The sequence below is a fragment of the Microbacterium oxydans genome (assembly GCF_900095745.1).
GTDB classification, from domain to species: Bacteria; Actinomycetota; Actinomycetes; order Actinomycetales; family Microbacteriaceae; genus Microbacterium; species Microbacterium oxydans_B.
Genome location: NZ_FMIR01000014.1, coordinates 98,325 through 120,862, shown reverse-complemented (window position 1 = coordinate 120,862; position 22,538 = coordinate 98,325). Strand labels below are relative to the sequence as shown.

Annotated in this window: 23 protein-coding genes; 15 read left to right on the top strand and 8 right to left on the bottom strand. The window is 70.1% G+C overall.

Translation table 11 applies throughout. From position 1 onward, the window contains the following. Positions 1 to 31: 31 nt before the first annotated feature. On the bottom strand, positions 32 to 1,501 hold the full coding sequence (locus BQ2383_RS07015) for a peptide MFS transporter (RefSeq protein ID WP_091031678.1): 1,470 nt from the start codon (positions 1,499 to 1,501) through the stop codon (positions 32 to 34). 113 nt (positions 1,502 to 1,614) lie between these two features. Between BQ2383_RS07015 and BQ2383_RS07010 the strand changes: the two genes are divergently transcribed. Further along, a complete protein-coding gene (locus tag BQ2383_RS07010) occupies positions 1,615 to 3,000 on the top strand; it encodes a glycine--tRNA ligase (RefSeq protein ID WP_091031676.1) in 1,386 nt (461 codons plus the stop codon). Between the two features lie 49 nt (positions 3,001 to 3,049). Here the strand turns inward: BQ2383_RS07010 and BQ2383_RS07005 are convergent, their stop codons facing one another. Further along, positions 3,050 to 4,009, bottom strand: a complete 960-nt coding sequence (locus tag BQ2383_RS07005; RefSeq protein ID WP_091031672.1) for a helix-turn-helix transcriptional regulator — start codon at positions 4,007 to 4,009, stop codon at positions 3,050 to 3,052. A 68-nt stretch (positions 4,010 to 4,077) separates the two neighbouring features. Here BQ2383_RS07005 and BQ2383_RS07000 point away from each other — a divergent pair, with 68 nt between their 5' ends. Together BQ2383_RS07000 and BQ2383_RS06995 are read left to right on the top strand one after the other, a co-directional pair. After that, complete coding sequence (locus BQ2383_RS07000) at positions 4,078 to 5,235, top strand: epoxide hydrolase family protein (RefSeq protein WP_091031668.1); 1,158 nt, start codon at positions 4,078 to 4,080, stop codon at positions 5,233 to 5,235. Between the two features lie 70 nt (positions 5,236 to 5,305). After that, on the top strand, positions 5,306 to 5,788 hold the full coding sequence (locus tag BQ2383_RS06995) for a hypothetical protein (RefSeq protein ID WP_091031666.1): 483 nt from the start codon (positions 5,306 to 5,308) through the stop codon (positions 5,786 to 5,788). Positions 5,789 to 5,816: 28 nt separating this feature from the next. Here BQ2383_RS06995 and BQ2383_RS06990 read toward each other — a convergent pair whose 3' ends face one another. The 3 genes from BQ2383_RS06990 to BQ2383_RS06980 form a co-directional block, all read right to left on the bottom strand. Further along, entirely contained in the window at positions 5,817 to 6,242 is a 426-nt protein-coding gene (locus tag BQ2383_RS06990) for a DUF1801 domain-containing protein (protein WP_091031663.1), read from the bottom strand. Then, a complete protein-coding gene (locus BQ2383_RS06985) occupies positions 6,239 to 6,811 on the bottom strand; it encodes an HhH-GPD-type base excision DNA repair protein (RefSeq protein ID WP_091031661.1) in 573 nt (190 codons plus the stop codon). The genes BQ2383_RS06990 and BQ2383_RS06985 overlap by 4 nt, the downstream gene beginning before the upstream one ends. A 120-nt stretch (positions 6,812 to 6,931) precedes the next feature. After that, positions 6,932 to 8,233, bottom strand: a complete 1,302-nt coding sequence (locus BQ2383_RS06980; protein WP_091032283.1) for a glutamyl-tRNA reductase — start codon at positions 8,231 to 8,233, stop codon at positions 6,932 to 6,934. Between the two features lie 87 nt (positions 8,234 to 8,320). Between BQ2383_RS06980 and hemE the strand changes: the two genes are divergently transcribed. The 11 genes from hemE (at position 8,321) to BQ2383_RS06925 (ending at position 17,653) form a co-directional block, all read left to right on the top strand. After that, positions 8,321 to 9,343, top strand: a complete 1,023-nt coding sequence (gene hemE, locus BQ2383_RS06975) for a uroporphyrinogen decarboxylase (protein WP_091031658.1) — start codon at positions 8,321 to 8,323, stop codon at positions 9,341 to 9,343. 38 nt (positions 9,344 to 9,381) lie between these two features. Then, positions 9,382 to 10,950 (top strand): protoporphyrinogen/coproporphyrinogen oxidase, encoded by a 1,569-nt coding sequence (locus tag BQ2383_RS06970; protein WP_091031655.1) that lies wholly within the window; start codon positions 9,382 to 9,384, stop codon positions 10,948 to 10,950. A gap of 150 nt (positions 10,951 to 11,100) precedes the next feature. Next, positions 11,101 to 11,538, top strand: coding sequence for a hypothetical protein (locus BQ2383_RS06965; protein WP_091031652.1), 438 nt, complete (start codon positions 11,101 to 11,103; stop codon positions 11,536 to 11,538). Position 11,539: 1 nt separating this feature from the next. After that, a complete protein-coding gene (locus tag BQ2383_RS06960) occupies positions 11,540 to 11,947 on the top strand; it encodes a phage holin family protein (protein ID WP_029261236.1) in 408 nt (135 codons plus the stop codon). After that, positions 11,934 to 12,206 (top strand): hypothetical protein, encoded by a 273-nt coding sequence (locus BQ2383_RS06955; protein WP_091031644.1) that lies wholly within the window; start codon positions 11,934 to 11,936, stop codon positions 12,204 to 12,206. The genes BQ2383_RS06960 and BQ2383_RS06955 overlap by 14 nt, the downstream gene beginning before the upstream one ends. A gap of 80 nt (positions 12,207 to 12,286) precedes the next feature. After that, positions 12,287 to 12,967: a hydrogen peroxide-dependent heme synthase gene (hemQ, locus tag BQ2383_RS06950; protein ID WP_091031640.1), complete on the top strand. Its 681-nt coding sequence runs from the start codon at positions 12,287 to 12,289 to the stop codon at positions 12,965 to 12,967. Between the two features lie 5 nt (positions 12,968 to 12,972). Further along, on the top strand, positions 12,973 to 13,962 hold the full coding sequence (gene hemC, locus BQ2383_RS06945; RefSeq protein ID WP_091031637.1) for a hydroxymethylbilane synthase: 990 nt from the start codon (positions 12,973 to 12,975) through the stop codon (positions 13,960 to 13,962). Between the two features lie 6 nt (positions 13,963 to 13,968). Next, a complete protein-coding gene (locus BQ2383_RS06940) occupies positions 13,969 to 14,766 on the top strand; it encodes a uroporphyrinogen-III synthase (RefSeq protein ID WP_091031633.1) in 798 nt (265 codons plus the stop codon). Further along, a complete protein-coding gene (gene hemB, locus BQ2383_RS06935) occupies positions 14,763 to 15,740 on the top strand; it encodes a porphobilinogen synthase (RefSeq protein WP_091031629.1) in 978 nt (325 codons plus the stop codon). The genes BQ2383_RS06940 and hemB overlap by 4 nt, the downstream gene beginning before the upstream one ends. Positions 15,741 to 15,758: 18 nt before the next feature. Then, positions 15,759 to 17,081, top strand: coding sequence for a glutamate-1-semialdehyde 2,1-aminomutase (gene hemL / locus BQ2383_RS06930; protein ID WP_091031626.1), 1,323 nt, complete (start codon positions 15,759 to 15,761; stop codon positions 17,079 to 17,081). Positions 17,082 to 17,203: 122 nt separating this feature from the next. Then, positions 17,204 to 17,653 carry a hypothetical protein gene (locus BQ2383_RS06925; protein WP_091031622.1) on the top strand — a complete coding sequence of 150 codons (450 nt, stop codon included), beginning with the start codon at positions 17,204 to 17,206 and terminating at the stop codon, positions 17,651 to 17,653. Positions 17,654 to 17,754: 101 nt separating this feature from the next. Here the strand turns inward: BQ2383_RS06925 and BQ2383_RS19440 are convergent, their stop codons facing one another. Next, positions 17,755 to 19,791: an ATP-binding cassette domain-containing protein gene (locus BQ2383_RS19440; RefSeq protein WP_208617633.1), complete on the bottom strand. Its 2,037-nt coding sequence runs from the start codon at positions 19,789 to 19,791 to the stop codon at positions 17,755 to 17,757. A 109-nt stretch (positions 19,792 to 19,900) separates the two neighbouring features. Between BQ2383_RS19440 and BQ2383_RS06915 the strand changes: the two genes are divergently transcribed. Then, on the top strand, positions 19,901 to 20,962 hold the full coding sequence (locus BQ2383_RS06915) for an enoyl-CoA hydratase/isomerase family protein (protein ID WP_091031618.1): 1,062 nt from the start codon (positions 19,901 to 19,903) through the stop codon (positions 20,960 to 20,962). 25 nt (positions 20,963 to 20,987) lie between these two features. Here BQ2383_RS06915 and BQ2383_RS06910 read toward each other — a convergent pair whose 3' ends face one another. Together BQ2383_RS06910 and BQ2383_RS06905 are read right to left on the bottom strand one after the other, a co-directional pair. Continuing rightward, on the bottom strand, positions 20,988 to 21,386 hold the full coding sequence (locus BQ2383_RS06910; RefSeq protein ID WP_091031614.1) for a GntR family transcriptional regulator: 399 nt from the start codon (positions 21,384 to 21,386) through the stop codon (positions 20,988 to 20,990). Then, complete coding sequence (locus BQ2383_RS06905) at positions 21,383 to 22,432, bottom strand: hypothetical protein (protein WP_091031611.1); 1,050 nt, start codon at positions 22,430 to 22,432, stop codon at positions 21,383 to 21,385. Before BQ2383_RS06905 ends, BQ2383_RS06910 begins: the two co-directional genes overlap by 4 nt. Positions 22,433 to 22,538: the final 106 nt, after the last annotated feature.

The window sequence follows — 22,538 nt, the reverse complement described above, 5'->3', positions numbered from 1 at the left end:
CGCGGCGCCGCCTGAACAGCGGCGCGCACGCTCAGCGCACCCCGCGCATGAGCTTCAGCACGGGCTTGACGCTCACCAGTAGTCCGATGCCGACGACGATGGCGATGCCGCCGAGGATCGAAAAGAAGGGCACTTCGTCGTCGGGGTTGTAGAACTGCACGAGCCATCCGGAGATCGCCGTCCCGAGCGCGATCGACAGGAAGAACAGCGCGACCATCTGCGTGCGGAACACACCCGGTGCGAGCTTGGTGGCGGCCGACAGGCCGACCGGCGAGATGAGCAGCTCCGCCACCGTGAACACGAAGAGGATCCCGACGATCGCCAGCAGTGGTGTGGAGTTCTCGCCGCCGCCGGCGAAGGGGAGGAAGAGCAGGAACGCCGATCCCATGATGATGGCCGCGAGCGCGAACTTCACCGGCGTCGATGGTTGACGCTTTCCGAGCTTGGTCCAGATCGCGGCGAAGACACCGGACAGGATGATGATGAAGACCGGGTTGATCGACTGCACCCAGGAGACGGGCATCTCCCAGCCGAACAGGTTGCGGTTCAGGCGCTGGTCGGAGTAGATCGTCAGCACCGTGAACTGCTGCTGGTACAGCGACCAGAACGCGACGCTGGTGATGAAGAGGGGCAGGAACGCCCACACTCGCGATCGTTCGGTGGCGTCGATGCGACGGCTCCCGAGGATCACCGAGAAGTAGGCGACCGCGGCGACGATCGTGACACCGATCACCAGGGTGGCGAGGTTGTCGGGTCGGATCACGCCCGTGAGCACGAGGACGGCGATGAGCACGATCGCGGCGGCCGCGATGAGCCCGACCAGCAGATAGCGGGACTTCGGAAGCGGGTTGGGCACCTCCCGCGCCGAGGCGGGCAGCGCTTTGCGGCCGAACGAGTACTGGATGAGTCCCAGCGTCATCCCGATCGCCGCGAGGCCGAAGCCGTAGTGGAAGCCGAGCGAGGACTGCAGGATGCCGGTGAGGATCGGCCCCAGGAACGCGCCGAGGTTGATGCCGAGGTAGAAGAGCGAGAAACCGGCGTCCCGGCGCGGGTCGTCGGCGCTGTACAGACTGCCGACGACTGATGTGGCGTTCGCCTTGAGCCCGCCGGATCCGAGTGCCACGAGCACGAGGCCGACGCCGACGCCGACCGCGCCCGGAAGAAGGGCGAGGGCGAGGTGCCCCGCCACGATCACCATCGCGCTGACGAACAGCACGCGCTCTGCGCCGAACAGGCGGTCGGCGAGCCAGGCCCCGAGGATCGTCGAGAGGTAGACCGACCCTCCGTACGCACCCACGATGCCGCCCGCAACAGCCTTGGGGATGCCGAGGCCGCCCTCGGTCACCTCGAAGTAGAGGTAGATGAGCAGGATGCCCTGCATGCCGTAGAAGCTGAACCGCTCCCACATCTCGACGCCGAAGATGTGCACGAGCGCCCAGGGTTGTCCGAAGAAGCGAGTGTCTTCGTCGCGAGTTCGCCGAGTGCGCGCAGGAGTGCTCATGCCAGGACGGTACTCCGCGGCGGGCTGAGGGGCCAGGTCCCGCGCGGGACGACGGATAGAATGAGGTGCCCGTGTTCACGGGTTTCCTCCCGCATCCGACCATTGGAGCCACCATGGCCGAACAGTCCCGCCTCGACAAGGTCATCGCCCTCGCCCGCCACCGCGGGTTCGTGTTCCAAGCGGGTGAGATCTACGGCGGTTCTCGATCGGCCTGGGACTATGGCCCCCTCGGTACGGAGCTCAAGGAGAACATCCGCCGCCAGTGGTGGCAGACCTTCGTCCGCGGCCGCGGCGACATGGTCGGCCTCGACTCCAGCATCATCCTCCCCAAGCGCGTGTGGGAGGCGTCGGGTCACGTCGCCACCTTCACCGACCCGCTGGTCGAGTGCCTGCAGTGCCACAAGCGCTTCCGCGCCGACAACCTCATCGAGGACTTCGAGGCGCGCAAGGGCCGCAAGGCCGAGAACGGCCTCGCGGACATCCCCTGCCCGAACTGCGGCACCAAGGGTCAGTACACCGAGCCCAAGGCGTTCTCCGGTCTGGTGAAGACCTACCTCGGCGTCGTGGACGACGAGTCGGGCATGTACTTCCTGCGCCCCGAGACCGCCCAGGGCATCTTCGTGAACTTCTCGAACGTGCTCACCGCGAGCCGCAAGAAGCCGCCGTTCGGCATCGGCCAGGTCGGAAAGGCGTTCCGCAACGAGATCACGCCCGGCAACTTCATCTTCCGCACCCGCGAGTTCGAGCAGATGGAGATCGAGTTCTTCACGCCCCCGGCCGAGGCGCAGGAGTGGTTCGAGCACTGGGTCGAGGCCTGCTGGAACTGGTTCATCGACCTGGGCATCGACTCGGAGAACATGCGTCAGTTCGACGTGCCTGAGGACGACCGCGCGCACTACTCGGCGGGCACGATCGACGTCGAGTACAAGTTCGGGTTCGCGGGCAAGGAGTGGGGCGAGCTCATGGGCGTCGCCAACCGCACCGACTACGACCTCTCCAGCCACAGCGAGGCGTCGGGCCAGAGCCTGACGTACTTCGACCAGGCCACGGGCGAGCGCTACACCCCGTACGTGATCGAGCCGTCGTTCGGCCTCACCCGCGCGATGATGGCGTTCCTCGTCGACGCGTACGTCGAGGAGCAGGTGCCCAACGCCAAGGGCGGCACCGACGTGCGCACGGTGCTCAAGCTCGACCCGCGCCTCGCCCCGGTCAAGGCCGCCGTGCTGCCGCTGTCGCGCAACGAGAAGCTGTCGCCGCTCGCCCGCGAGGTCGCCGACACGCTCCGCAGCTCCTGGGCCGTCGACTTCGACGACGCGGGTGCGATCGGTCGCCGCTACCGTCGCCAGGACGAGATCGGCACCCCGTACTGCGTCACGGTCGACTTCGACTCGCTCGACGACCGCGCCGTCACGGTGCGCGACCGCGACACCATGGCGCAGGAGCGCGTCTCGATCGACGAGCTGCACGCGTACCTCGCGGAGCGTCTGCGCGGCGCCTGAGGATCGCAGCGATCCAGACCCCGTCGGCCCGAGTGGCCGGCGGGGTCTTTCATGCGCTCCCGGCGACCGCCCGCGCATACCGCTCGGAGAGCAGCTGCAGGCGCGGGAGCAGCTCGGGCGGGCTCTCGACCGTGAAGTCCATCATCAGCATCCCGATGTACGCGGCCACGGTGTCGAGGCTGTCGGCACCTGTGACGAGGATGCAGTGCTCGTCGTCGACCGGTTCGACCACGCCGACCGCCGCATGGATCCGGTCGAGCACGGCTTCGGCCGGGGCGTCGATGCGGAGCCGGGCGTGCACCTTCCAGCCGCTCACCGCGATGGTCCGCATCGCGAACGCCGTGTAGTCGCCACCGGGGAGGGGCTGCGGATCGAAGCGCCGATGGGTCGGCATCCGCAGGTCCATCCAGTCGACGCGGTAGGTTCCCCACTCGTCTGTCTGCGGATCGCGGGCCACGAGGTACCAGCGGCGCACCCACGTGAGCAGTCGGTACGGCTCGACCAGCACGGGCGCGCCCTCGTAGTCGAAGCGCAGCCACTCTTCGTTGCGGATCGCGCTCGCGATGGCCTGCAGCGCGGCGGCGTCGACCTCGGGGTCCGGGGCGTCCGTGTCGTTGTTCTCGGGGGCGCGGTCGACGCTCGAGCGGAGGGCGTCGACCGTGGGGCGCAGATGCGACGGCAGCACCTGCTCGAGCTTGGCGAGTGCCCTCGCCCCCGATTCGGCGATGCCGGAGATCCCGGCCGCCGCGCGGAGACCGACGGTGACGGCCACCGCCTCCTCGTCGTCGAGCAGAAGGGGCGGCAGCTTTCCTCCGGCACCGAGCCGGTAGCCGCCGACGGATCCGCGCGTGGCGTCGACGGGATAGCCGAGGTCGCGCAGTCGCTCGATGTCGTGTCGGACAGTGCGCGCCGAGACGCCGAGACGCGACGCGAGGTCGCTTCCGGAGCGCTCCGGACCGGTCTGCAAGAGCGCCAGTAACGCGAGCAGTCGGGCGGTCGGGTCGGCCATCGGAACTCCTCGAAAGTCATCCATCCATTAGGAACGAATCCAACCTAATGCCCTCCTACCTTCGAGATATGGAAAACACGACGCTCGCCTTCCGCCCCTTCACCGTCTCGGTCTCCGCCACCGAGGTCGCCGATCTCCAGGATCGCCTCGCCCACACTCGCCTTCCGCAGCCCTCGCCGACGGATGACTGGGATGCCGGCACCCCCAACTCCTACCTCCGCGAGGCCGTCGCTGCGTGGCGAGACTTCGACTGGACGGAGGCCCAGGACCGGATCAACGTCGTCCCGCACTTCACGACCGAGATCGACGGCCAGACCATCCACTTCATCCACGTGCGCTCGACCCACGCGGGCGCGACGCCGCTGCTGCTCGCCCACACCTATCCCGGTTCGTCGGTCGACTACCTCGATCTGGTCGACCGGCTCGTCGACCCGGTGGCTCACGGCGGTCGTGCCGAAGACGCCTTCGACGTCGTGATCCCGGATGCTCCGGGCTACGGTTTCTCGCAACCCCTGGCGTCGACGGGCTGGACGGTCGGTCGGGTCGCCGCGGCGTACGACCGCCTCATGCGTGCGCTCGGCTACGACAGCTATGGCATCCACGGCTCCGACAACGGGGCGATGGTCGCGCGCGAGCTCGGGCTGCTCGAGCCCGAGGGATTCCTGGGGCTCCACGTGCTGCAGCTGTTCTCCTTCCCTTCGGGTGACCCGGCGGAGTTCGAGAAGCTCGAGCCCGCCGACTACGCCGGCCTCGAGCACATGCAGTGGTTCCAGTCGGTCGGCGGCTACAACACGATGAACGCCTCGCGCCCGCAGACGGTGTCGGTCGGGCTCAGCGACTCCCCGGTCGGGCTGCTCGCCTACAGCGAGCTGTTCAACTCGTTCGGCAACGGCACCTCTCTGGTGCCGCTCGAGAAGATCCTGCTCGAGGTCAGCGTGAACTGGTTCGCGAATGCGGCCTCCGGCATGAGCCGCAGCTACCTGGAGAACGCCAGAGCGGATGCCGCGGACGACGGCGCTGAGGGTGCCGAGCCGCGCATCAACGCCGCGCGGACCGGGGTGGCCGTGTTCGCCGACGACTTCCAGACGATCCGGGTCTTCGCCGAGCGCGACAACTCGAACATCGTGCACTGGAGTCGTTTTGACGAGGGCGGGCACTTCGCGGCCCTGGAGCGTCCGGACGTGCTGGCAGCCGACATCCGCGTGTTCTTCGCCGACGTCCGCTGACCTCCGAACCCGACTCGGCTGTCCAGACCCACCCGTGCGACGGTCGCGCGGGTGGGTCTAGCATGTCGGCATGTTCGAGCCGTGGAGCGAGTTCAACGTCGCGATGGCGGGAGCGACCGCTGCGCTCGCCGGTCTCGTGATCGTCGCTGCGAGCGTGAACATCGCCGAGATCGTCAAATCGCGCACGCTGACCGCAAGGCTCCTCGCCGGAATCGCCGCGCTGCTCCTCGCGCTCGCGGTGTCGGCGCTGGGGCTCGTGCCCGGTATCGACGCGGCATGGTTCGGGGCGGTGACCGTCGTGGTCGCATTGCTGGCCGCGGTGTTCCAGGTGCATGCGACGCGACTCATCGCGACCGATCCGAATCCCGAGGATCGCGTCCGTCCGCTCAAGTACCTGGGCGGCTTCCTGCCGATCTTCGCCTATCTCGCGGCGGGCGTGCTGGTGGGGTTCGGGCATCCGTCCGGGCTCTACGTCGCTGCCGCCGGGTGCCTGCTCGCGATCCTCTCGGCCGTCGTGGTGTCGTGGGTCGCGCTCGTCGAGGTCCTGCGCTGAGAAGCGCCCCGGCCGGGTGGGACGCTCCTCAGCCGGTGACGGTGAGCTGCACCTCGGGGGTGCCGCCCGCCTCGACCCACGCCAGCGAGCGTTCGAGGATGCCGCGCAGTACGTCGAGGTCGATCTGCTCCAGGTCTTTGATGTACAGGCATCCGACGCCCGTGGTGTGCGGGCCGAGCTCGGCCAGGGCCGCGGTGTGGGCGTCGACGCCGTCGAAGAGGTAGATCGTGGTCGCGGCCTTGCGGGGTGCGAAGCCGAGCAGTCCGCTGTCGCCCTCGGTGCCGGTCGGGTAGCGGTAGTGGCACGAGCCGAAGCCGATGATCGTGCCCCAGGTCTGCGGTTCGCGTCCGGTGATCTCCTGCATGAGCGCGGTCAGCGTCTCGGCGTCGCGGCGGCGGACGGCGGGGGAGGAACGGGCGATGAGCCCCGCGACGTCATCGCCCGTGGGCTTCATTTCGGAGCCTTCGCCGCAGCTTTCATGGCCTTCTTGTGCTCGCGCACCTTCGTGAGCGACTCGGGAGAGACGATGTCGGCGACACTGCGGTACGAGCCGTCTTCGCCGTATGCACCCGCGGCCTCGCGCCAGCCTTCGCCCGTGAAGCCGTACTGCTTGCCCAGCAGAGCCAGGAAGATCTTCGCCTTCTGCTCGCCGAATCCGGGGAGGGCCCTCAGTCGCTTCAGCACCTCGGGCCCATCGGGTTCGCCCTCGGTCCAGAGAGCGGCCGCGTCACCGTTCCAGTCGTCGACGAGCGTCTGGCACAGCGTCTGCACGCGGGTGGCCATGGACCCTGGGAAGCGGTGCACGGCGGGCGTCTGCTTGAACGCCTCGAGGAACTCGTCCGGTGCCATGTGCGCGATGGTCGCGGCATCCGCCGCTCCGGTGCGCTGTTCGATCTTGAGCGGACCCGCGAACGCGGTCTCCATCGGAACCTGCTGGTCGAGCAGCATCCCCACCAGCAGGGCCAGCGGATTGTCGGTCAGGAGGGCGTCGGCGGCGGTGTCTCCGGTGATGTGAAGGGCCATGCCTCCAGTGTCCCACCCTGCGGTCGAGGCACGCTTCGCTCGGCCAACCGCGCGCGCTTCGGCCATTCGCGCGCGAAACGGCCGAGGGGCGCGCAGAAGGCCGCGGCAAGCGCGAGCGACTCAGGCGGAGGCGGCGTCGTCCGCTGCAGAGGTGTCGGCCTCGGGCGCGATGCCGTACAGCGCCGCAAGTGCCGCGGTGAATTCGTCGGCGCGACCGGCGGCGGCGAGCTCGTGGGCGCGCACGGTCGGCGTGTGCAGAAGCACGCCCGAGAGGTGACGCAGAGCCTGCTCGACCTTGCCGTCCTCGTCGCCACGCGCACGGGCACGGTCGATCTCGCGCTCGAGCAGCTCGAAGATGTGCGAGCGCAGGGCCACGACCGACGGGGTCACGCTCTGGCGGGAGCCCACCACATGGAAGGTCTCCGCGGCCTCGCGCACGACGCTGCGCGCGGCATCCGTCGCCTGCAGCTCTTCGAGCGGCGCGTGCAGACGGATGGTCTCGAGGTCGAGCAGTGCGACACCCTCGAGCGTCGCGACAGCGGGATCGACGTTGCGCGGCATCCCCAGGTCGACCACGAGCCGGCTGTGGGCGCCGACCGGGCAGCCCGCGGCGGCAGCGCCGACCGGGAGCTGCAGGTGCTCCGGGCCGAGCACGGGTTCGGTCGCGGTGGTGCAGGTGATCAGCAGGCTCGAGTGCGCGGCGGTGCGGGCGTACTCGTCGGCGGCGACCGGACGGATGCCGTGCTTCGCGGCGAACACCGCGGCGCGACCGGAGGGGGAGTACACCGAGATGTCGACGGCGCCGCGCTCACGGAGCGTGGCGAGGGTGACCGCGGCGTAGGCGCCGGTGCCGACCAGCAGCACGCGCTCGGCGGACCAGTCGGCGATGCGGCTGTCGGCCAGCTCGAGCGCGAGGCGCACGAGCGAGCGACCGGCGCGGCCGAGGGCGGTGACGTTCTTGACCTTGCGCTGCGCCTGGCTGGCGCGCTGGAAGAGGCGCTCGAGCTCGGGGGACGTGGTGCCGTCCTTGCGGGCGGACTTCAGAGCGCGGCGCACCTGACCGGCGATCTCGCCCTCGCCCGAGACGACGGATTCGAGGCCGGAGGCGACGGAGAACAGGTGCTCGGCGACGCGGCGGCCCGAGTGCACCGTGTAGGCGCCGTCGAGTTCGGTGGCGGGGATGCCCGTGGCGGATTCGACCGCCTCGATGACCGCTTCGACGCCGATGGCGCCGGCCGCGGTGAGCGGTTCGTCCATTTCCACGTACGCCTCGAACCGGTTGCACGTCGCGAGGACCACGGCACCCTGCACACACGGCGTCATGCCCACGATGGTGGGAGCGACGTCGTCGGGGGTGCGGCTCAGGCGTTCGAGCAGTTCGAAGGAGGCGGTCTTGTGACTCGCCGTGACACACAGCAGCACAGATCGATAGTACCGGAGTGCGCGGCGACCGGGATTCGACCGGGCGAACTCGGCGGCCCCATAAGGGCGGAATGGGAGGATGGGAGCATGGCTCTTTCCGACGCTCCGCTCCTGCGCGCCCTCTCCGGCGACCGCCCCGCCCACGTTCCGGTGTGGTTCATGCGGCAGGCCGGCAGGTCGCTGCCGGAGTACCGCGACCTGCGGGTCGGGACGCGGATGCTCGACGCCTGTCTCACTCCCGACCTCGCCGCCGAGATCACGCTGCAGCCCGTCCGTCGGCACGGTGTGGACGCGGCCGTGTTCTTCAGCGACATCGTCATCCCGCTGCGCCTCGCCGGTGTCGACGTCGAGATCGAGCCGGGGCGCGGGCCGGTGTTCGCGAACCCGGTGCGCACCGCATCCGACGTCGATCGCATCACCGCGATCGATCCCAACGGCCTCGACGGCGCGGCGATCGCGGAGGCCGTGCGCCTCGTCACGGCTGAACTCGGCGATACCCCGCTGATCGGCTTCGCGGGCGCCCCCTTCACCCTCGCGGCGTACCTCGTCGAGGGCGGCCCCTCCAAGGAGCACCTGCGCGCACGGGCGATGATGCACTCCGACCCCGACTCGTGGAACCGCCTCGCCGGCTGGCTCGCGAAGGTCTCGCGCCGCTTCCTCGAGACGCAGCGCGACGCCGGAGCATCCGTCGTGCAGCTCTTCGACAGCTGGGCCGGCTCGCTGAGCACGGCGGACTACCGCGCGTTCGTCGCCCCGCACTCCCGCGCGGCACTCGACGGCATCGGCCTGCCGACCATCCACTTCGGCGTCGGCACGGGCCCGTTCCTCGCCGACATGCGGCTCGACGGTATCGCCGACGGCGTCGGGGTCGACTGGCGTCAGCCGTTGGATGAGGCCGCCGCGATCCTCGGACCGGATGTCACGGTGCAGGGCAACATCGACCCCGCACTTCTCTCCGCCCCCTGGTCGGTGCTGGAGGCGCACGTGCGCGACGTGATCGAGCGTGGCCGCGCGGCCCCGGCACACATCCTCAACCTCGGCCACGGCGTCCCGCCCGAGACCGACCCCGACCAGCTCACCCGCATCGTCGAGCTGGCACACACCGTCTGAGGCTCAGGCCGAGACGGCCCGATGGGAGAATTGACCGCATGACCTCTGAGCCGTCTTCCGCCGAGCCGTCCGACCTCGCCGCCCGCGCGGCGGAGAAGCACGTCGTCGTCATCGGCGGCGGCATTGGCGGACTCGTCGCCGCACGCGAGTGCGCCAAGGTCGGCATGCAGGTGACGCTGCTCGAGGCCACAGGCGAACTGGGTGGGGCGATCCGCCGGATCGAGCTCGACGGAGTCGTGGTGGATGCCGGCGTCGAGAGCTATGCGACCAGGGGCGGCCTGGTGCGCGCGCTGGTCGAAGAACTCGGACTGGCCGAGCGCATCGTCGCCCCGCGGCCGGGCGGCGCCTGGTTGGCCGGCATCCCTGGCGTCGGCGCGGCACCGCTGCCGGTCGGCGGGATCCTCGGCATCCCCGCGAACCCGTTCCAGGACGACGTCCGCCGCATCCTCGGGTGGTCCGGCGTCTGGCGCGCCTACCTCGACCGAGTGCGTCCGCCGCTCACGATCGGCCACCAGTTGAGCCTGGGCAAGCTGGTCTCCTCGCGGATGGGATCGAAGGTGCGGGACCGCCTCGTCGCTCCCGTGACCACCGGCGTCTACTCCGCATCTCCCGACGACGTCGACATCGACATCGCGGCCCCCGGCCTCAACGCCGCGCTCACCCGCGTCGGGTCGCTGTCCGGTGCGGTGCAATCTCTTCGGGACGATGCGGCAGCGAAGGCCGGCGTCGCCACGGCGGCGAAGACCCCCGGCGCCGCGGTCGAGGGCCTGTCCGGCGGCATGAGCGGGCTCGTCGATGCGCTGGCCGACGACCTGACCCGTCTCGGGGCCGAGGTGCGCACGGGCGTGCGCGTGCGGGGCATCCGCAAGACCGCGAAGGGCTGGGACGTCGAGACCGAGGCCGCACCCGAGATCGCCCCCGCGGCGGCTGACGAGACCGGTCCGCTGGTCGCCGAGCTGCATGCGGCCGAGGCGGTCGAGGTCGAGCCCGTGATCGAGGAGATCGCCGCCGACGCCGTCATCGTCGCCACCCCCGAGACCGCCGCCCGGGCGCTCCTCTCTGCCGCAGCGCCGGCGCTGAAGAACGCCGAGGTCGCCTCGTCGCCCGAGATCGAGATCGTCACCCTCCTGCTCGACGCGCCCGCGCTGGATGCCGCACCGCGCGGCACCGGGGTGCTCACGGTTCCGGGCAGCCACACGGCCAAGGCGCTCACGCACTCGACCGCGAAGTGGGCCTGGGTGCGGGAAGCCGCAGGGCGGCGACACCTCGTCCGGGTCTCGTTCGGTGCGCAGGGCGAGCCCGCCGCGACGGCGGCGCTGAGCGACGAGGCCGCCGCCGATCTCGCGCGGGCCGAAGCCGCCACGATGCTCGGAGTCGCCCTCGCCCCCGAGGCCGTGATCGCCACGCACCGCGGTCGTTTCGTGCAGTCGCAGCCGGCGTCGATCATCGGTTCCGGTGAGCGTCGCGCCGCCGCGCGTGCCGCGGTGCAGGCCGTCCCCGGTATCGCGGCGGTCGGCGCCTGGCTCGCCGGCACGGGCCTCGCACAGGTGATCCCGGATGCGCGCGACGAAGCCGACCGCCTGCGCCGCGCCCTGTTGTGGGAGTGAGTGCACGCTCTGTGTCAACCCTCTGACCCATAGATGCCGAAATCGGCATACGGGGCTACGCTGGGAGCCTGGTCGTGGGGAGCGGAAGCCTGCGGGCCATCCAAGCCGGGCGAAGCAGGCCGGACAACCGGAACTAGGTGAGGAGACCCCATGAAGGGGAAGATCGGACTCGTCGTCGGACTCGGCGTGGGCTACGTCCTCGGCACCCGTGCCGGACGTGAGCGCTATGAGCAGATCAAGACGCAGTGGCTGAAGGTATGGGAACTCGATCCCGTGCAGGAGCAGGTTTCCAAGGTCAAGGGCTTCGTCGGTGACAAGGCTGCGGCCGTGCCGGGCGCCCTCTGGACCGGCGTCGTCAAGGTGGCCAAGTCGGTGACCGGCAATGGCACTCCGGGGCAGCGCCTCGACTCCGCCATCGCCACCGGTCGCGAGGCAGCGGAAGACCTGGCTGAGGCGACCGAAGAGGCTGTCGAGGCCGCGAAGGCGACCGCCAAGACGAGCAAGCCCGCGTCGAAGCCGGCCGCCTCCAAGTCCACGGCCACGAAGTCGACTGCCGCCAAGTCCGCGCCCAAGAAGACCGGCGCCTGACATGCCCCGCGGATACCGAGATCGTGCCGACGACAGCCTGCTGACCCTCCTCGGGGATCTGCCGGAACTCGTCACGAATCTGGTCAAGGCCGAGATCGACGCCGCCAAGGCGTGGGTCTCGCGCACCTCGAAGGATGCCGGCATCGGTTCCGTGTGGTTCGTCGTCGCGCTGTTCTTCCTGTTCTGGGCGGTGCCGGTGATCCTGGTCTTCGCGATCGCGGGCCTCTCCTCCTGGTGGCCCGTGTGGCTGTCGGCGATCGTCGTGTTCGGCATCCTGATCCTCGCCGTGCTGCTGTTCGCGCTGCTCGGCATCCTGAAGTTCCGCAAGGTCCTCCGCCGTCAGAACCCGGCACAGGCCGTCGCCGAAGACATCCGACTCGTGAAGGAGGCCGGCGATGACGAATTCTGAGTCCCTGCCGCGCACCGTCGTTCCCGCAGGCATCATCGACCCGGTGACCTCTGCTCGAGCCGAGCTGAAGGCCGCGTTGGCCGCCATCGAGGTGAAGGGCAACATCCCCCGCCGCGTCGAGAAGGCATCGACGCGCGCTGCGGCGAAGGCCCGGGTCTTCGCCGACCGCAATCCGCTCGGTGCGATCGCTGCGACCGTCGGAATCGCCGCGGTCGTGGGAGGCGCGGTCTGGGCGATCGCGCGCGCCATCTCGCGCTGACGACGTCATTCCAGGATGCCGCTGATTACCCCGGTCGGGGTGATTAGCGGCTCCTGCGTAAACGAGGCAGACTGGGGAGCATGATGTCCGAAGAGCGCGATGAGAACCCGTCCGGCTTCACCCTCTGGGCCGTCTGGCGACGAAACCCCGACGTTCCCGTGACGGAGACCGAGTCGACCGAGCTCGAGACGATCGTCGCCTACATCGAGGACTCCGGCGTGACCGTCCGCGGCTTCTACGACGTCTCGGGCCTCAAGGCCGACGCCGATCTCATGGTGTGGCTGCACGGCGAGACCGCCGAGGAGCTGCAGAAGGCGCTGCGTCGTCTGCGCCGCACCGAGCTGCTCCGCCCGCTCCTCCCGGTGTGGAACGTCATGGGCGTGCACCGTGACGCCGAGTTCAACCGCGCCCACGTGCCCGGCTTCCTCCGCGGAGTCGAGCCGAAGGACTGGCTGTGCCTGTACCCGTTCGTGCGCACGCCGGAGTGGTACCTGGCCCCCGAAGAGGAGCGTCGCAAGATGCTCGCCGACCACGGCCGCAAGGGCGCCGCGTTCACCGGCGTCCTCGCCAACACGGTCGCCTCGTTCGCGCTCGGCGACTACGAGTGGCTGCTGCCGCTCGAGGCCGATGAGCTCACCGACCTCGTCGACCTGATGCGCGACCTCCGCTACACCGACGCCCGCCTGTACGTGAAGGAGGAGGTGCCCTTCTACACGGGGCGCAGACTCCGGTTCGACGAGATCGCGGACGTTCTGCAGTAAGCGCCATGAGCACCCCCATCCGTCTGGGCACCCGTCGCAGCGCGCTCGCGCAAGCGCAGTCCGGTCATGTCGCCACGGCCCTCGAGAAGATATCGGGCCGCCCTGTCGAACTCGTCCCCATCACCAGCGAGGGCGACACCAACCGCGCCTCGCTCTCCGAGATCGGTGGCCAGGGCATCTTCGCGACGCGTCTTCGCGAGGCCCTGCTCGCCGGGGAGTGCGACTTCCTCGTGCACTCCCTGAAAGATCTGCCGACGGCGATCCCCGACGGACTCGTGATCGCGGCGACCCCGAAGCGGGAGGACCCGCGTGATGTGGTGCTCACCCGCGACGGCATCCCGCTGCATGAGCTGCGCTCCGGGAGCACGGTCGGCACCGGCTCGCCGCGCCGCATCGCCCAGGTGCGCAGGCGCGCGCCGGGTGCCGAGGTCGTCGACATCCGTGGCAACGTCGACTCCCGGCTGGCGCGGGTCACCTCCGGCGAACTCGACGCGGTGATCCTCGCTGCGGCAGGGCTCTCGAGGCTCGGGGCGAAGTCTCCGCTGCGACGCGAAGAGCTCGGTCTCGCCGAGTGGCCGACCGCGCCGGGCCAGGGCTCCCTGGCCGTCGAGACGCGGGAGGATGCGCCCGAGGAGCTGCGCTCGGCACTCGCCGGTCTCGACGACCTCGACACCCGACTCGCCATCACGGTGGAGCGCGCGATCCTCGAAGGACTCGACGCGGGATGCCAGGCGCCGATGGCCGCGCACGCCGTGGTCGACGGCTCCTCGATCCGTGTCAGGACCGTCGTCTACGCCGTCGATGGTGGGCGCCGGATCGGCCTCGACGTCACCGAAGACCTGAACGGGGAGTATATTCGTCGGAACGGCAGTGGCAATGGAGCGGATGCTGCCGATGGTGCAGACCCGATGCACGCAGCGCGCGAGTTCGGGTTCACTGTTGCCCGTCGGCTGCTCGATCAAGGGGCGGCCGGCCTCGTACCCCGAGAGCAATAAACCCTCATGACCACTTCCGAAATCAAGCACGACCGACCGCTGGACGGCTGGCGCATCCTGGTGCCGCGTGGCGGGCCGTGGGGCGACGGTGTCGCCGCGAGCCTCCGCGCTCAGGGCGCCGTGCCCGTGGTCGCGCCTCTCATCAACTTCGCGCCGACCACCGATCAGGCGGCGCTCGACGCCGCCCTGGCGGAACTGGCGGCCGGCTCCTTCGACTGGCTCACGATCACCAGCGCCACGACGGTCGACGTGCTGTTCGCGCACCGTGCCATCGTCCCCCGTACGACCAAGATCGCGGCCGTCGGAGAGACGACTGCCGCTGCGCTGCAGGCCGTCGGCTACGAGGTCGCTCTGGTGCCGGAGCAGGACAACTCGGCCGAGGGTATGGCGCAGCAGCTGATCGCGCTCGAGACCGCACCGCGCCGCATCCTGGCCCTGCGCAGCGAGATCGCGAAGCCGGTCCTGAGCAAGCAGCTCGCCAAGGCGGGCCACGAGGTCGCCAGCGTCGTCGCCTATCGCACGGTCGGTGTTCCGGTGACCGAGCGCATCCGCCGCGACGTCGAGAACGGCCGCATCAACGCGATCCTCATCACCAGCGGCTCGGTCGCCGAGCAGGTGCGCGAGCAGTTCCCGGAGATCCCCGACGAGACGCTGCTCGCGGCGATCGGACCGCGGACCGCGAAAGATGCGCAGCGCGCGGGCCTCCCGGTGTCGGTGGTGGCCGACCGGCAGACCGTCGATGCACTGATCGACGCGGTCTCGCATTTCACACTTCCGCACGCGGCCGACGAGTTCGCGCCGTGAGCTACCCCGATGTCCGACTGAGGCGCCTGCGTCAGTCGCGGGCCGTGCGCGATCTCGTTCGCGAGACCTCGCTGCAGCCCCGACAGCTCGTCCTGCCCCTCTTCGTCCGCGAAGGCATCGCGGAGCCGGTGCAGATCGGCTCGATGCCCGGGGTCGCCCAGCACTCGATCGACTCGCTGCGCGCTGCCGCCGTCGAAGCGGCGGAGGCGGGCGTCGGCGGCGTGATGCTGTTCGGTGTGCCGGCGGTGCGCGACGCTCGCGGGTCCGGTGCCGACGATCCGCGCGGCATCCTGAACATCGCGACCGAAGCGCTGGCCGCCGAGGTCGGAGATGCGCTGGTGGTGCAGACCGACCTGTGCCTGGACGAGTTCACCGACCACGGCCACTGCGGCGTGCTCGCGGCCGACGGTTCGGTCGACAACGATGCGACGCTCGAGCGCTACGCCTCGATGGCTCTCGCCCAGGCTCGCGCCGGATCCCAGCTGCTCGGGCTGTCGGGGATGATGGACGGCCAGGTCGCGGTGATCCGCGCGGCGCTCGATGCCGAGGGCTTCACCGACACCCTCCTCCTGGCTTATGCCGCCAAGTACGCGAGCGCCTTCTACGGACCGTTCCGCGAGGCGGTGGATTCTCAGCTCAAGGGCGACCGCCGCACGTATCAGCTCGATCCGGGCAACCGGCGCGAGGGCGTCCGCGAGGCCGTCGTCGACGAGGCCGAGGGCGCCGACATCGTCATGGTGAAGCCGGCGATGGCCTTCCTCGATGTGCTGCGCGAGGTGCGCGACACGGTGAGCATCCCGGTGTGGGCGTACCAGGTGTCGGGCGAGTACGCGATGATCGAGGCCGCCGGCGCGAACGGCTGGATCGACCGCCGGGCAGCCGTGCTCGAATCCCTGCTCTCCATCCGTCGTGCGGGTGCCGATGCCGTGCTGACGTACTGGGCGACCGAGGCCGCCGGCTGGCTGCGCGACTGATATCTCCGAGGAGTCCTCATGACCGATCGCAATGACGACCTGTTCTCTGCTGCCCGCGCGGTGATCCCGGGTGGGGTCAACTCGCCCGTGCGCGCCTACGGGTCGGTCGGGGGGACGCCGCGATTCCTCGCTTCGGCGAAGGGTGCCACGGTGACGGATGCCGCGGGGCGCGAGTACGTCGACCTCGTCGCCTCGTGGGGCCCCGCTCTTCTCGGGCATGCGCACCCGGAGATCGTCGCGGCGGTGCAGGAGGCCGCGGCTCGAGGACTCTCGTTCGGTGCCCCGACAGAGGGCGAGGTTGAGCTCGCGGCGCTCATCGCCGACCGGGTCCGCTTCGGGGAGATCCGTCCCATCGAACGTGTGCGTCTGGTGTCGACCGGCACCGAGGCGACCATGACGGCGATCCGTCTCGCGCGCGGTGCGACCGGCCGCGACCTACTGGTGAAGTTCGCCGGGCACTACCACGGCCACTCCGACGGGCTTCTCGCCGAGGCGGGTTCGGGTGTCGCGACGCTGGCGCTCCCCGGCTCGGCCGGTGTCCCTGCGCCGATCGCCGCGCAGACCCTGGTGATCGGCTACAACGACCCCGAGGCGCTGGCCGCGGTGTTCGCCGAGCACGGCCCGCGCATCGCCGCGGTGATCGTCGAGGCGTCGGCGGCGAACATGGGTGTCGTCGCCCCGCTGCCCGGCTTCAACCGGCTGATCGCCGAGACCGCGCACGCGCACGGCGCCCTGATGATCCTCGACGAGGTGCTCACCGGTTTCCGTGTGCACCCGGCAGGGTTCTGGGGTCTGCAGGCGGCGGCGGGCGAAGACTATCTGCCCGACATCTTCACGTTCGGCAAGGTCGTCGGCGGGGGCATGCCCCTGGCCGCGCTCGGCGGTCGCGCCGAGGTCATGGACCTGCTCGCACCGCTCGGCCCGGTCTACCAGGCGGGAACCCTGTCGGGGAACCCGCTGTCCGTCGCGGCGGGCCTGGCGACGCTGCGACTCGCGACCCCCGAGGTGTACGCCACGGTGGATGCGGCATCCGCCCGGGTATCGACCGCCCTCGATGCTGCGCTCATCTCGGCCGGCGTCACGCACGCCGTGGCTCGAGCGGGCAACCTCTTCAGTGCGTCGTTCCGAGCGTCCGAGCCGCGGAACTATGCCGAGGCGCAGGCGCAGGAGTCGTTCCGCTACGCCCCGTTCTTCCACTCCCTGCGCGAGCAGGGAGTGGCTCTTCCGCCGAGTGTCTTCGAGGCCTGGTTCCTCACGTCCGCGCACGGCGAGCGCGAGCTCCAGCTCATCGAGGCGGCGCTCCCGGCGGCCGCCGAGGCCGCTGCTGCGGCAACCCCCTAGCTCTCGATTCCGGCGAACCGGGAGCGAGGCTCCGGGTGAATGGTGGCAATCGACAAGGGATCGTTGCGTTCCTGTGAGCAACTTCCAGACAACTGGCAGGGCCGCGCTGGCAGACTGAGTGCATGGTGACGTTGCTGCTGGACCAGACGCAACTCGAAGTCGTGCTCTCGCCGCTCGAACGGGCGGCCACCTTCCACCGGGAGAACGTCCGCATCGCCCGCGACACCATCACCAAGGTCCAGCTCACGGACGACGCGTGGACGTGGCTGCGGGGCGTCCCGAACCCCGGCACGCACATCCCCGGCATCCTCGCCGCCGGCAGCTGGAAGGCGGCGGGCAGCCTGGACTTCGTGCTGATCCGCAAACGTCGTCCGAGCGTCGTGATCGACCTCGAGGGCGACGAGCAGTACCGCCGCCTGATCCTGACCACACGGCACGGACTCTCGCTCACCCAGGCGCTGCGTCTCGACGTGTCGACCGAGCCGGCAGACGTCGAAGAGATCGTGGCGACCTCGCCCACCGCCGTCCCGAAGGGCAGCCGTCGGCCGGTCATCCGCCCCCGACCCGCCTGACGACGGGGCGGCCGGCTACGACCGCCGCTGACCGAACAGAGGAACGCCCTCCGCGACCATGTGGTCGGGAGGGCGTTCTCGGTTCTCGTCGGCGCTGGAGCTCAACCGTGGTGGTTGTCGCCCTCGTGGTTCTCGTCGCCCTCGTGGTTTTCGTCACCTTCGTGGTTGTCGCCACCGTCGTGGTTCTCGCCACCGTCGTGGTTCTCGCCACCCTCGTGGTTCTCCTCGGCGCCGGATTCGTCACTTGCCTCATCCGATGCGGCCAGGGGCACGGTGTCGATGACGCCGGTGGAGGCGATGCTCCAGTGGGCGTTCTCGGTCGAGGTGTCACCTGCCGATTCCTCGGATGCCGGGCTGAGGGGATAGTCCTTCGGCTCGTCCTCGTAGTAGGCGCGTGCGGCGGCGGCCAGCATCGAGCTGACGGCAGCGGAGCGCGGGTCCTCGTCGACAGCCTCATCGGCGGCCTCCGGCCTGTCCGAGGAGTCGAGGTCAGCGGCGTCGAGGTCTGACGCGTCGTCGTCGGCATCGGCATCGGAGCTGTCGGCATCGGAGCTGTCGGCATCGGAGCTGTCGGCGAGGTCGGCGAAGATCTCGACGCCCGAGGCATGGTCGTCGGTGTCTTCGACGTCGGCAGGCTGCTGCTCGGAAGCCTCGTCCGCGGCGTGCTCGTCATCCGACGTGTCGAAGATCTCGGCAACGCTGTGGCGTGCCTCCTCGGTGAGCGTCGGCGCATCGGCCGCGGCTGGCGCATCGGCCGCGGCTGGCGCCGCCGCCCCGAACAGGATCTCGTCGAAGGACCGTGCCGGGGGCTCGGTGGACTCGGATTCGTCCGCGCTCGCCTCGTCGGCATTCGCCTCATCGGCATTCGCCTCGTCGGCTACGTCGGCATTCGCTTCGGCAGGCTCAGCGTGCGCGTCGTCGGCGGCAGGAACCTCATCCGCGGGCGTGGACTCGTCGGTGGCGGGATCGTCGCCGGCGTCTTCCTCGGAGTCACCGTCTTCCTCGGAGTCGCCGTCGGTGCGGGCGGTGCCCACCGCGGCGAGATCGTCGGCGACGGCCTCATCGGCGGGAGCTGCGGCGGCCTCGGCCGCCCATGCTGCCGCTGCGGCGACGGGGATCGCGACCACGGACTCGTTCGGTGCGAGGGTGGCGTCGGCGGCCAGGGCGTCGGCGGCCAGGGCCTCGGCGGCCACGGGCGGAGCGATCGGCGCCTGTGACTGTCCCTGGTAGGCGGGCGGCGCGTGCCGACCGCCACGCATCAGGTCGATGAAGACGTCTTCCAGCGTCGGTCCGCGCTGCACGAGCGTGCTCAGGGCGATGCCTGCTTCGGCGGCCACAGCGCCGACCGTGCCGGCGTCACCGCCACGGACGGTCAGGCCCGAGCGCAGCACCTCGATGTCGAACCCGGCTTCGGAGAGAGCGGCGCTGAGCGCATCACGATCCGCGGCATCGACGATGACGGAGCCGCCCTTCGGGTCGGCCAGGGTCTCGATGCCGCTGGCCAGCACCAGCTGGCCCTTCGACAGCACGAGCACGTTGTCGGCGACCTGCTCCACCTCGCTGAGGACGTGCGACGACACGAGCACCGTGCGCCCTTCGTCCGCGAGGCGGCGCATCAGCAGACGCATCCAGCGGATGCCTTCCGGATCCAGCCCGTTGGCCGGCTCGTCGAAGACCAGGGCGCCGGGGTCGCCGAGAAGCGCGTGCGCGACGCTGAGCCGCTGGCGCATGCCGAGCGAGAATCCGCCGATCCGCGAGTCGCCCTCACCGTCGAGACCGACCAGCGAGAGGACCTCGCCCACACGCGCCAGGGGCACGCCGTTCGCCTTCGCGGCGATCGTCAGCTGCCGTTCGGCGGTGCGCCGCGGGCGGTAGGCGGTCTCTTCCAGCACGGCGCCGATCGTGCGCAGCGGCTGACGCAGCTCGCTGTAGGCCGTGCCGCCGATCGTCGCGGTTCCGGATGTGGCGCGCACCTGACCGAGCAGGATGCGCAGCGTGGTGGTCTTGCCGGCTCCGTTGGGGCCGAGGAAGGCGGTGACGGCTCCCGGCTCGACGCGCGCGGAGAAGTCCGAGACGGCGGTCACCTCATTGAAGCGCTTCGTCACGTGCGTGAACTCCAGCACCTGTCCTTCGGGCATCGTGACCTCTCGTCGCGTTGAACAGTTCCTCCCTATCCTGCCGGAAAAGCCTGTCGGATCCCGCATTTCGCGCGGAATACCGCCCTTCGGGAGAGGTAGCCTGGCACGCGTGACCGATTCTCAGGCTGCCTCCCGTGTCCTCGCCCGCACCGAAGGGGCACTCGGGCGGCTCACCCTCAACCGTCCGGAGGCGATCAACGCCCTCGACGCGGAGATGATCGGGATCCTCACCGAAACCCTCACCGCATGGCGCGACGACACCGATGTGCAGATCGTGCTGATCGACGGCGCGGGGGAGCGCGGCATGTGCGCCGGTGGCGACGTGCGCGCGCTGCACGGGCAGATCGTGGCGGGGCAGGCCGAACGGACCGCGGAGTTCTTCCGCGCCGAGTACGCCCTGAACGCGATGATCGCCGAGTACCCCAAGCCGGTCGTCGCCTACGCGGACGGCATCACCATGGGCGGCGGCATCGGGCTCGCCGGCCACGCCGCCATCCGCATCGTCACGGAGCGGTCGAAGCTCGCGATGCCCGAGACCCGCATCGGCTTCACGCCCGACGTCGGCGGCACCTGGCTTCTCGGACGGGCGCCTGGGCGTTTCGGCGAGTACTTCGGACTCACCGGATCGACGATGAACGGCGCGGATGCCGTGTATCTCGGCTTCGCCGACCACTTCGTGCCCTCGGACCGCCTGGAGGCGCTGAGCGAAGCACTCGCCTTCCGCGCGGACCCGACCGGGCCCAGCGAGATCGTGCTGCTCTTCGACGAGACGCCCGAGCCCACGCAGCTGCCGGCATCGCGGGAGTGGATCGACGAGGCGTTCTCCGCACCGACCGTGACCGAGATCGTCGCGCGTCTGCGTCGGCAGGGGACCACGGATGCCGTCGCCACGGCCGACCTCCTGGAGGGCCTCGCGCCGACCGGACTCACCGTGACCCTCGATGCCGTGCGCGAGGCGAGGGAGATGTCGGGCCTGCGCGCGGCACTCGAGGGCGAGTACCGACGGGTGCTGTGGTTCGTGAACCAGCATCCTGACCTCGTCGAGGGCATCAGGGCGCAGCTGGTCGACAAGGACCGCAACCCGAAGTGGGACCCGCCGACCCTGGCGGAGCTCGCTCCGGACGCCGGTGCCCCCGCCCGGGACTACGTGCCGCAGCCGGCCCTGTTCTGAGGTCGCGGCGCGGCGGGAACCGGACCTACGCGCCCTCGTCGGCCACGGACGGATCCGGGGTGCGCGTCTGCCAGATCGTCCGGAGCACGTCGACCACGTCATCCGGATCGGCATCGACGGATGCGGCCTCCTCGACCAGTTCGCGGATGCGACGGATGACGGATGCCGGAAGCACACCCGCGGTCTCCGCCACCCGTGTGCCCGCCGCGGTGCGCGAGATCACGAGCCCCTCACCCTCGAGCATCTTGTATGCGCGTGCGGCCGTGCCGGGAGCGACGCCCAGATCGCTCGCGGTCTGGCGCACCGTCGGCAGCCGTTCGCCGGCGCCGAGCTGTCCCGAGACGATCAGGCCACGCAGCTGTCGGTAGATGTCGAGAGCCGGATTCGCCTCGTCGGCCGGCGACAGCTTCGGGTTCGGGCTCACTGTGCGGCCCTCGACTCGGCGGTGCGCGGGGCCGGAGCGGTGGACGCGGAGCCCTGCGCCAGCTGCGCGGTCACGAGGAACAGGATCACGAACCCCGTGATCTCGAGCGCCGGAGCAACCCAACCGCCGATGGCGGCGAGCTCTCCGTATCGCCAGAACGCGTCGTAGGTGTCGCTGCGGTCGTCGCCCATGACCGTGAGCCCGGCGACCGATCCCGCCTCGGCGATGAACCGGAGTGCGCCCGCCAGAGCGAGCAGGGCCGCGGATGCCGCGAGGCGGCTGATCCCGCTCGCGACGTCGCGACGCTCGCGCTGTTCGGCGACGACCGTCTCCGGGCGGAGGAACGCGCGAGCAGAGTTGGCCTGCAGCGCCGCCACGACGACGGCGATGAGGGCGGCGGTGCAGATGAGCACGGGGATGCCGTACGCCCATCCGTAGAACCAGGGCCGGATCGGATCGATGGTCTCGTTGGGGACGTCGATCTCGAGGTAGACATACGGACCGCCGTTGAGGTTCGACGATGCGAGTCCGGCGAGCAGTGTGGTCGTCGTGAGGGCGAGAAGGGCGAGGGCGGTGCCCACCGACCCCACGCGGGAGCTGAAGGTCAGCCAGGTCCGGCGCGCGGAGACGACGGGGCGCTCGGGAGGGGTGCTGCCTCGTGTCGCGATCATCGCCAGCAGGATGGCCACGCCGACGGATGCCGTGAAGACGGGTGTCGCGTACCGCCACCAGCCGACGACGCCGTTGAGGCTCACGCCGAACATCCCCAGGACGTACCCCGTGATCAGGTTCTCGGCGGCGAAGATTACGATCACGGCGATCGCCGCGATGCCGAGGGTGCGGTGCTCCGGCGTATAGCGGGCGGACACGGCGGTGGACGCCGAGGGCGTGAGCCGGACGCGGCTCCGTCGCCGTGCCGCCCCTCGGGGCGAGACCGCGATCCCCGCCGCGATGATCGCCGCGAGGATCAGGGAGACCAGCGGCACCGACAGGAGCGCGCCCACCAGCGGGATCGGGTCGAGCAGAGATGCGATGTGCGGAAGCATTGGGGGTCCGTTCTCGTTTGTGTCATATGTCTATCACAAGTTGTATCAACGAGTAAACACAAGAGATGCCCCGTCCGGGTCGTTCATTTTTTCGCCGGCGTGCAGA

Coding starts and splice junctions, on each gene's coding strand:
- hemL (WP_091031626.1), top strand. CDS start 15,759: ATGACCGATCGCAATGACGACCTGTTCTCTGCTGCCCGCGCGGTGATC.
- BQ2383_RS06990 (WP_091031663.1), bottom strand. CDS start 6,242: ATGAAGCCCACGGGCGATGACGTCGCGGGGCTCATCGCCCGTTCCTCC.
- BQ2383_RS06925 (WP_091031622.1), top strand. CDS start 17,204: ATGGTGACGTTGCTGCTGGACCAGACGCAACTCGAAGTCGTGCTCTCG.
- BQ2383_RS07015 (WP_091031678.1), bottom strand. CDS start 1,501: ATGAGCACTCCTGCGCGCACTCGGCGAACTCGCGACGAAGACACTCGC.
- hemE (WP_091031658.1), top strand. CDS start 8,321: ATGGCTCTTTCCGACGCTCCGCTCCTGCGCGCCCTCTCCGGCGACCGC.
- BQ2383_RS06960 (WP_029261236.1), top strand. CDS start 11,540: ATGCCCCGCGGATACCGAGATCGTGCCGACGACAGCCTGCTGACCCTC.
- BQ2383_RS06940 (WP_091031633.1), top strand. CDS start 13,969: ATGACCACTTCCGAAATCAAGCACGACCGACCGCTGGACGGCTGGCGC.
- BQ2383_RS06905 (WP_091031611.1), bottom strand. CDS start 22,432: ATGCTTCCGCACATCGCATCTCTGCTCGACCCGATCCCGCTGGTGGGC.
- BQ2383_RS06955 (WP_091031644.1), top strand. CDS start 11,934: ATGACGAATTCTGAGTCCCTGCCGCGCACCGTCGTTCCCGCAGGCATC.
- BQ2383_RS06985 (WP_091031661.1), bottom strand. CDS start 6,811: ATGGCCCTTCACATCACCGGAGACACCGCCGCCGACGCCCTCCTGACC.
- BQ2383_RS19440 (WP_208617633.1), bottom strand. CDS start 19,791: ATGCCCGAAGGACAGGTGCTGGAGTTCACGCACGTGACGAAGCGCTTC.
- hemQ (WP_091031640.1), top strand. CDS start 12,287: ATGATGTCCGAAGAGCGCGATGAGAACCCGTCCGGCTTCACCCTCTGG.
- hemC (WP_091031637.1), top strand. CDS start 12,973: ATGAGCACCCCCATCCGTCTGGGCACCCGTCGCAGCGCGCTCGCGCAA.
- BQ2383_RS06970 (WP_091031655.1), top strand. CDS start 9,382: ATGACCTCTGAGCCGTCTTCCGCCGAGCCGTCCGACCTCGCCGCCCGC.
- BQ2383_RS07005 (WP_091031672.1), bottom strand. CDS start 4,009: ATGGCCGACCCGACCGCCCGACTGCTCGCGTTACTGGCGCTCTTGCAG.
- BQ2383_RS06995 (WP_091031666.1), top strand. CDS start 5,306: ATGTTCGAGCCGTGGAGCGAGTTCAACGTCGCGATGGCGGGAGCGACC.
- BQ2383_RS07000 (WP_091031668.1), top strand. CDS start 4,078: ATGGAAAACACGACGCTCGCCTTCCGCCCCTTCACCGTCTCGGTCTCC.
- BQ2383_RS06965 (WP_091031652.1), top strand. CDS start 11,101: ATGAAGGGGAAGATCGGACTCGTCGTCGGACTCGGCGTGGGCTACGTC.
- BQ2383_RS07010 (WP_091031676.1), top strand. CDS start 1,615: ATGGCCGAACAGTCCCGCCTCGACAAGGTCATCGCCCTCGCCCGCCAC.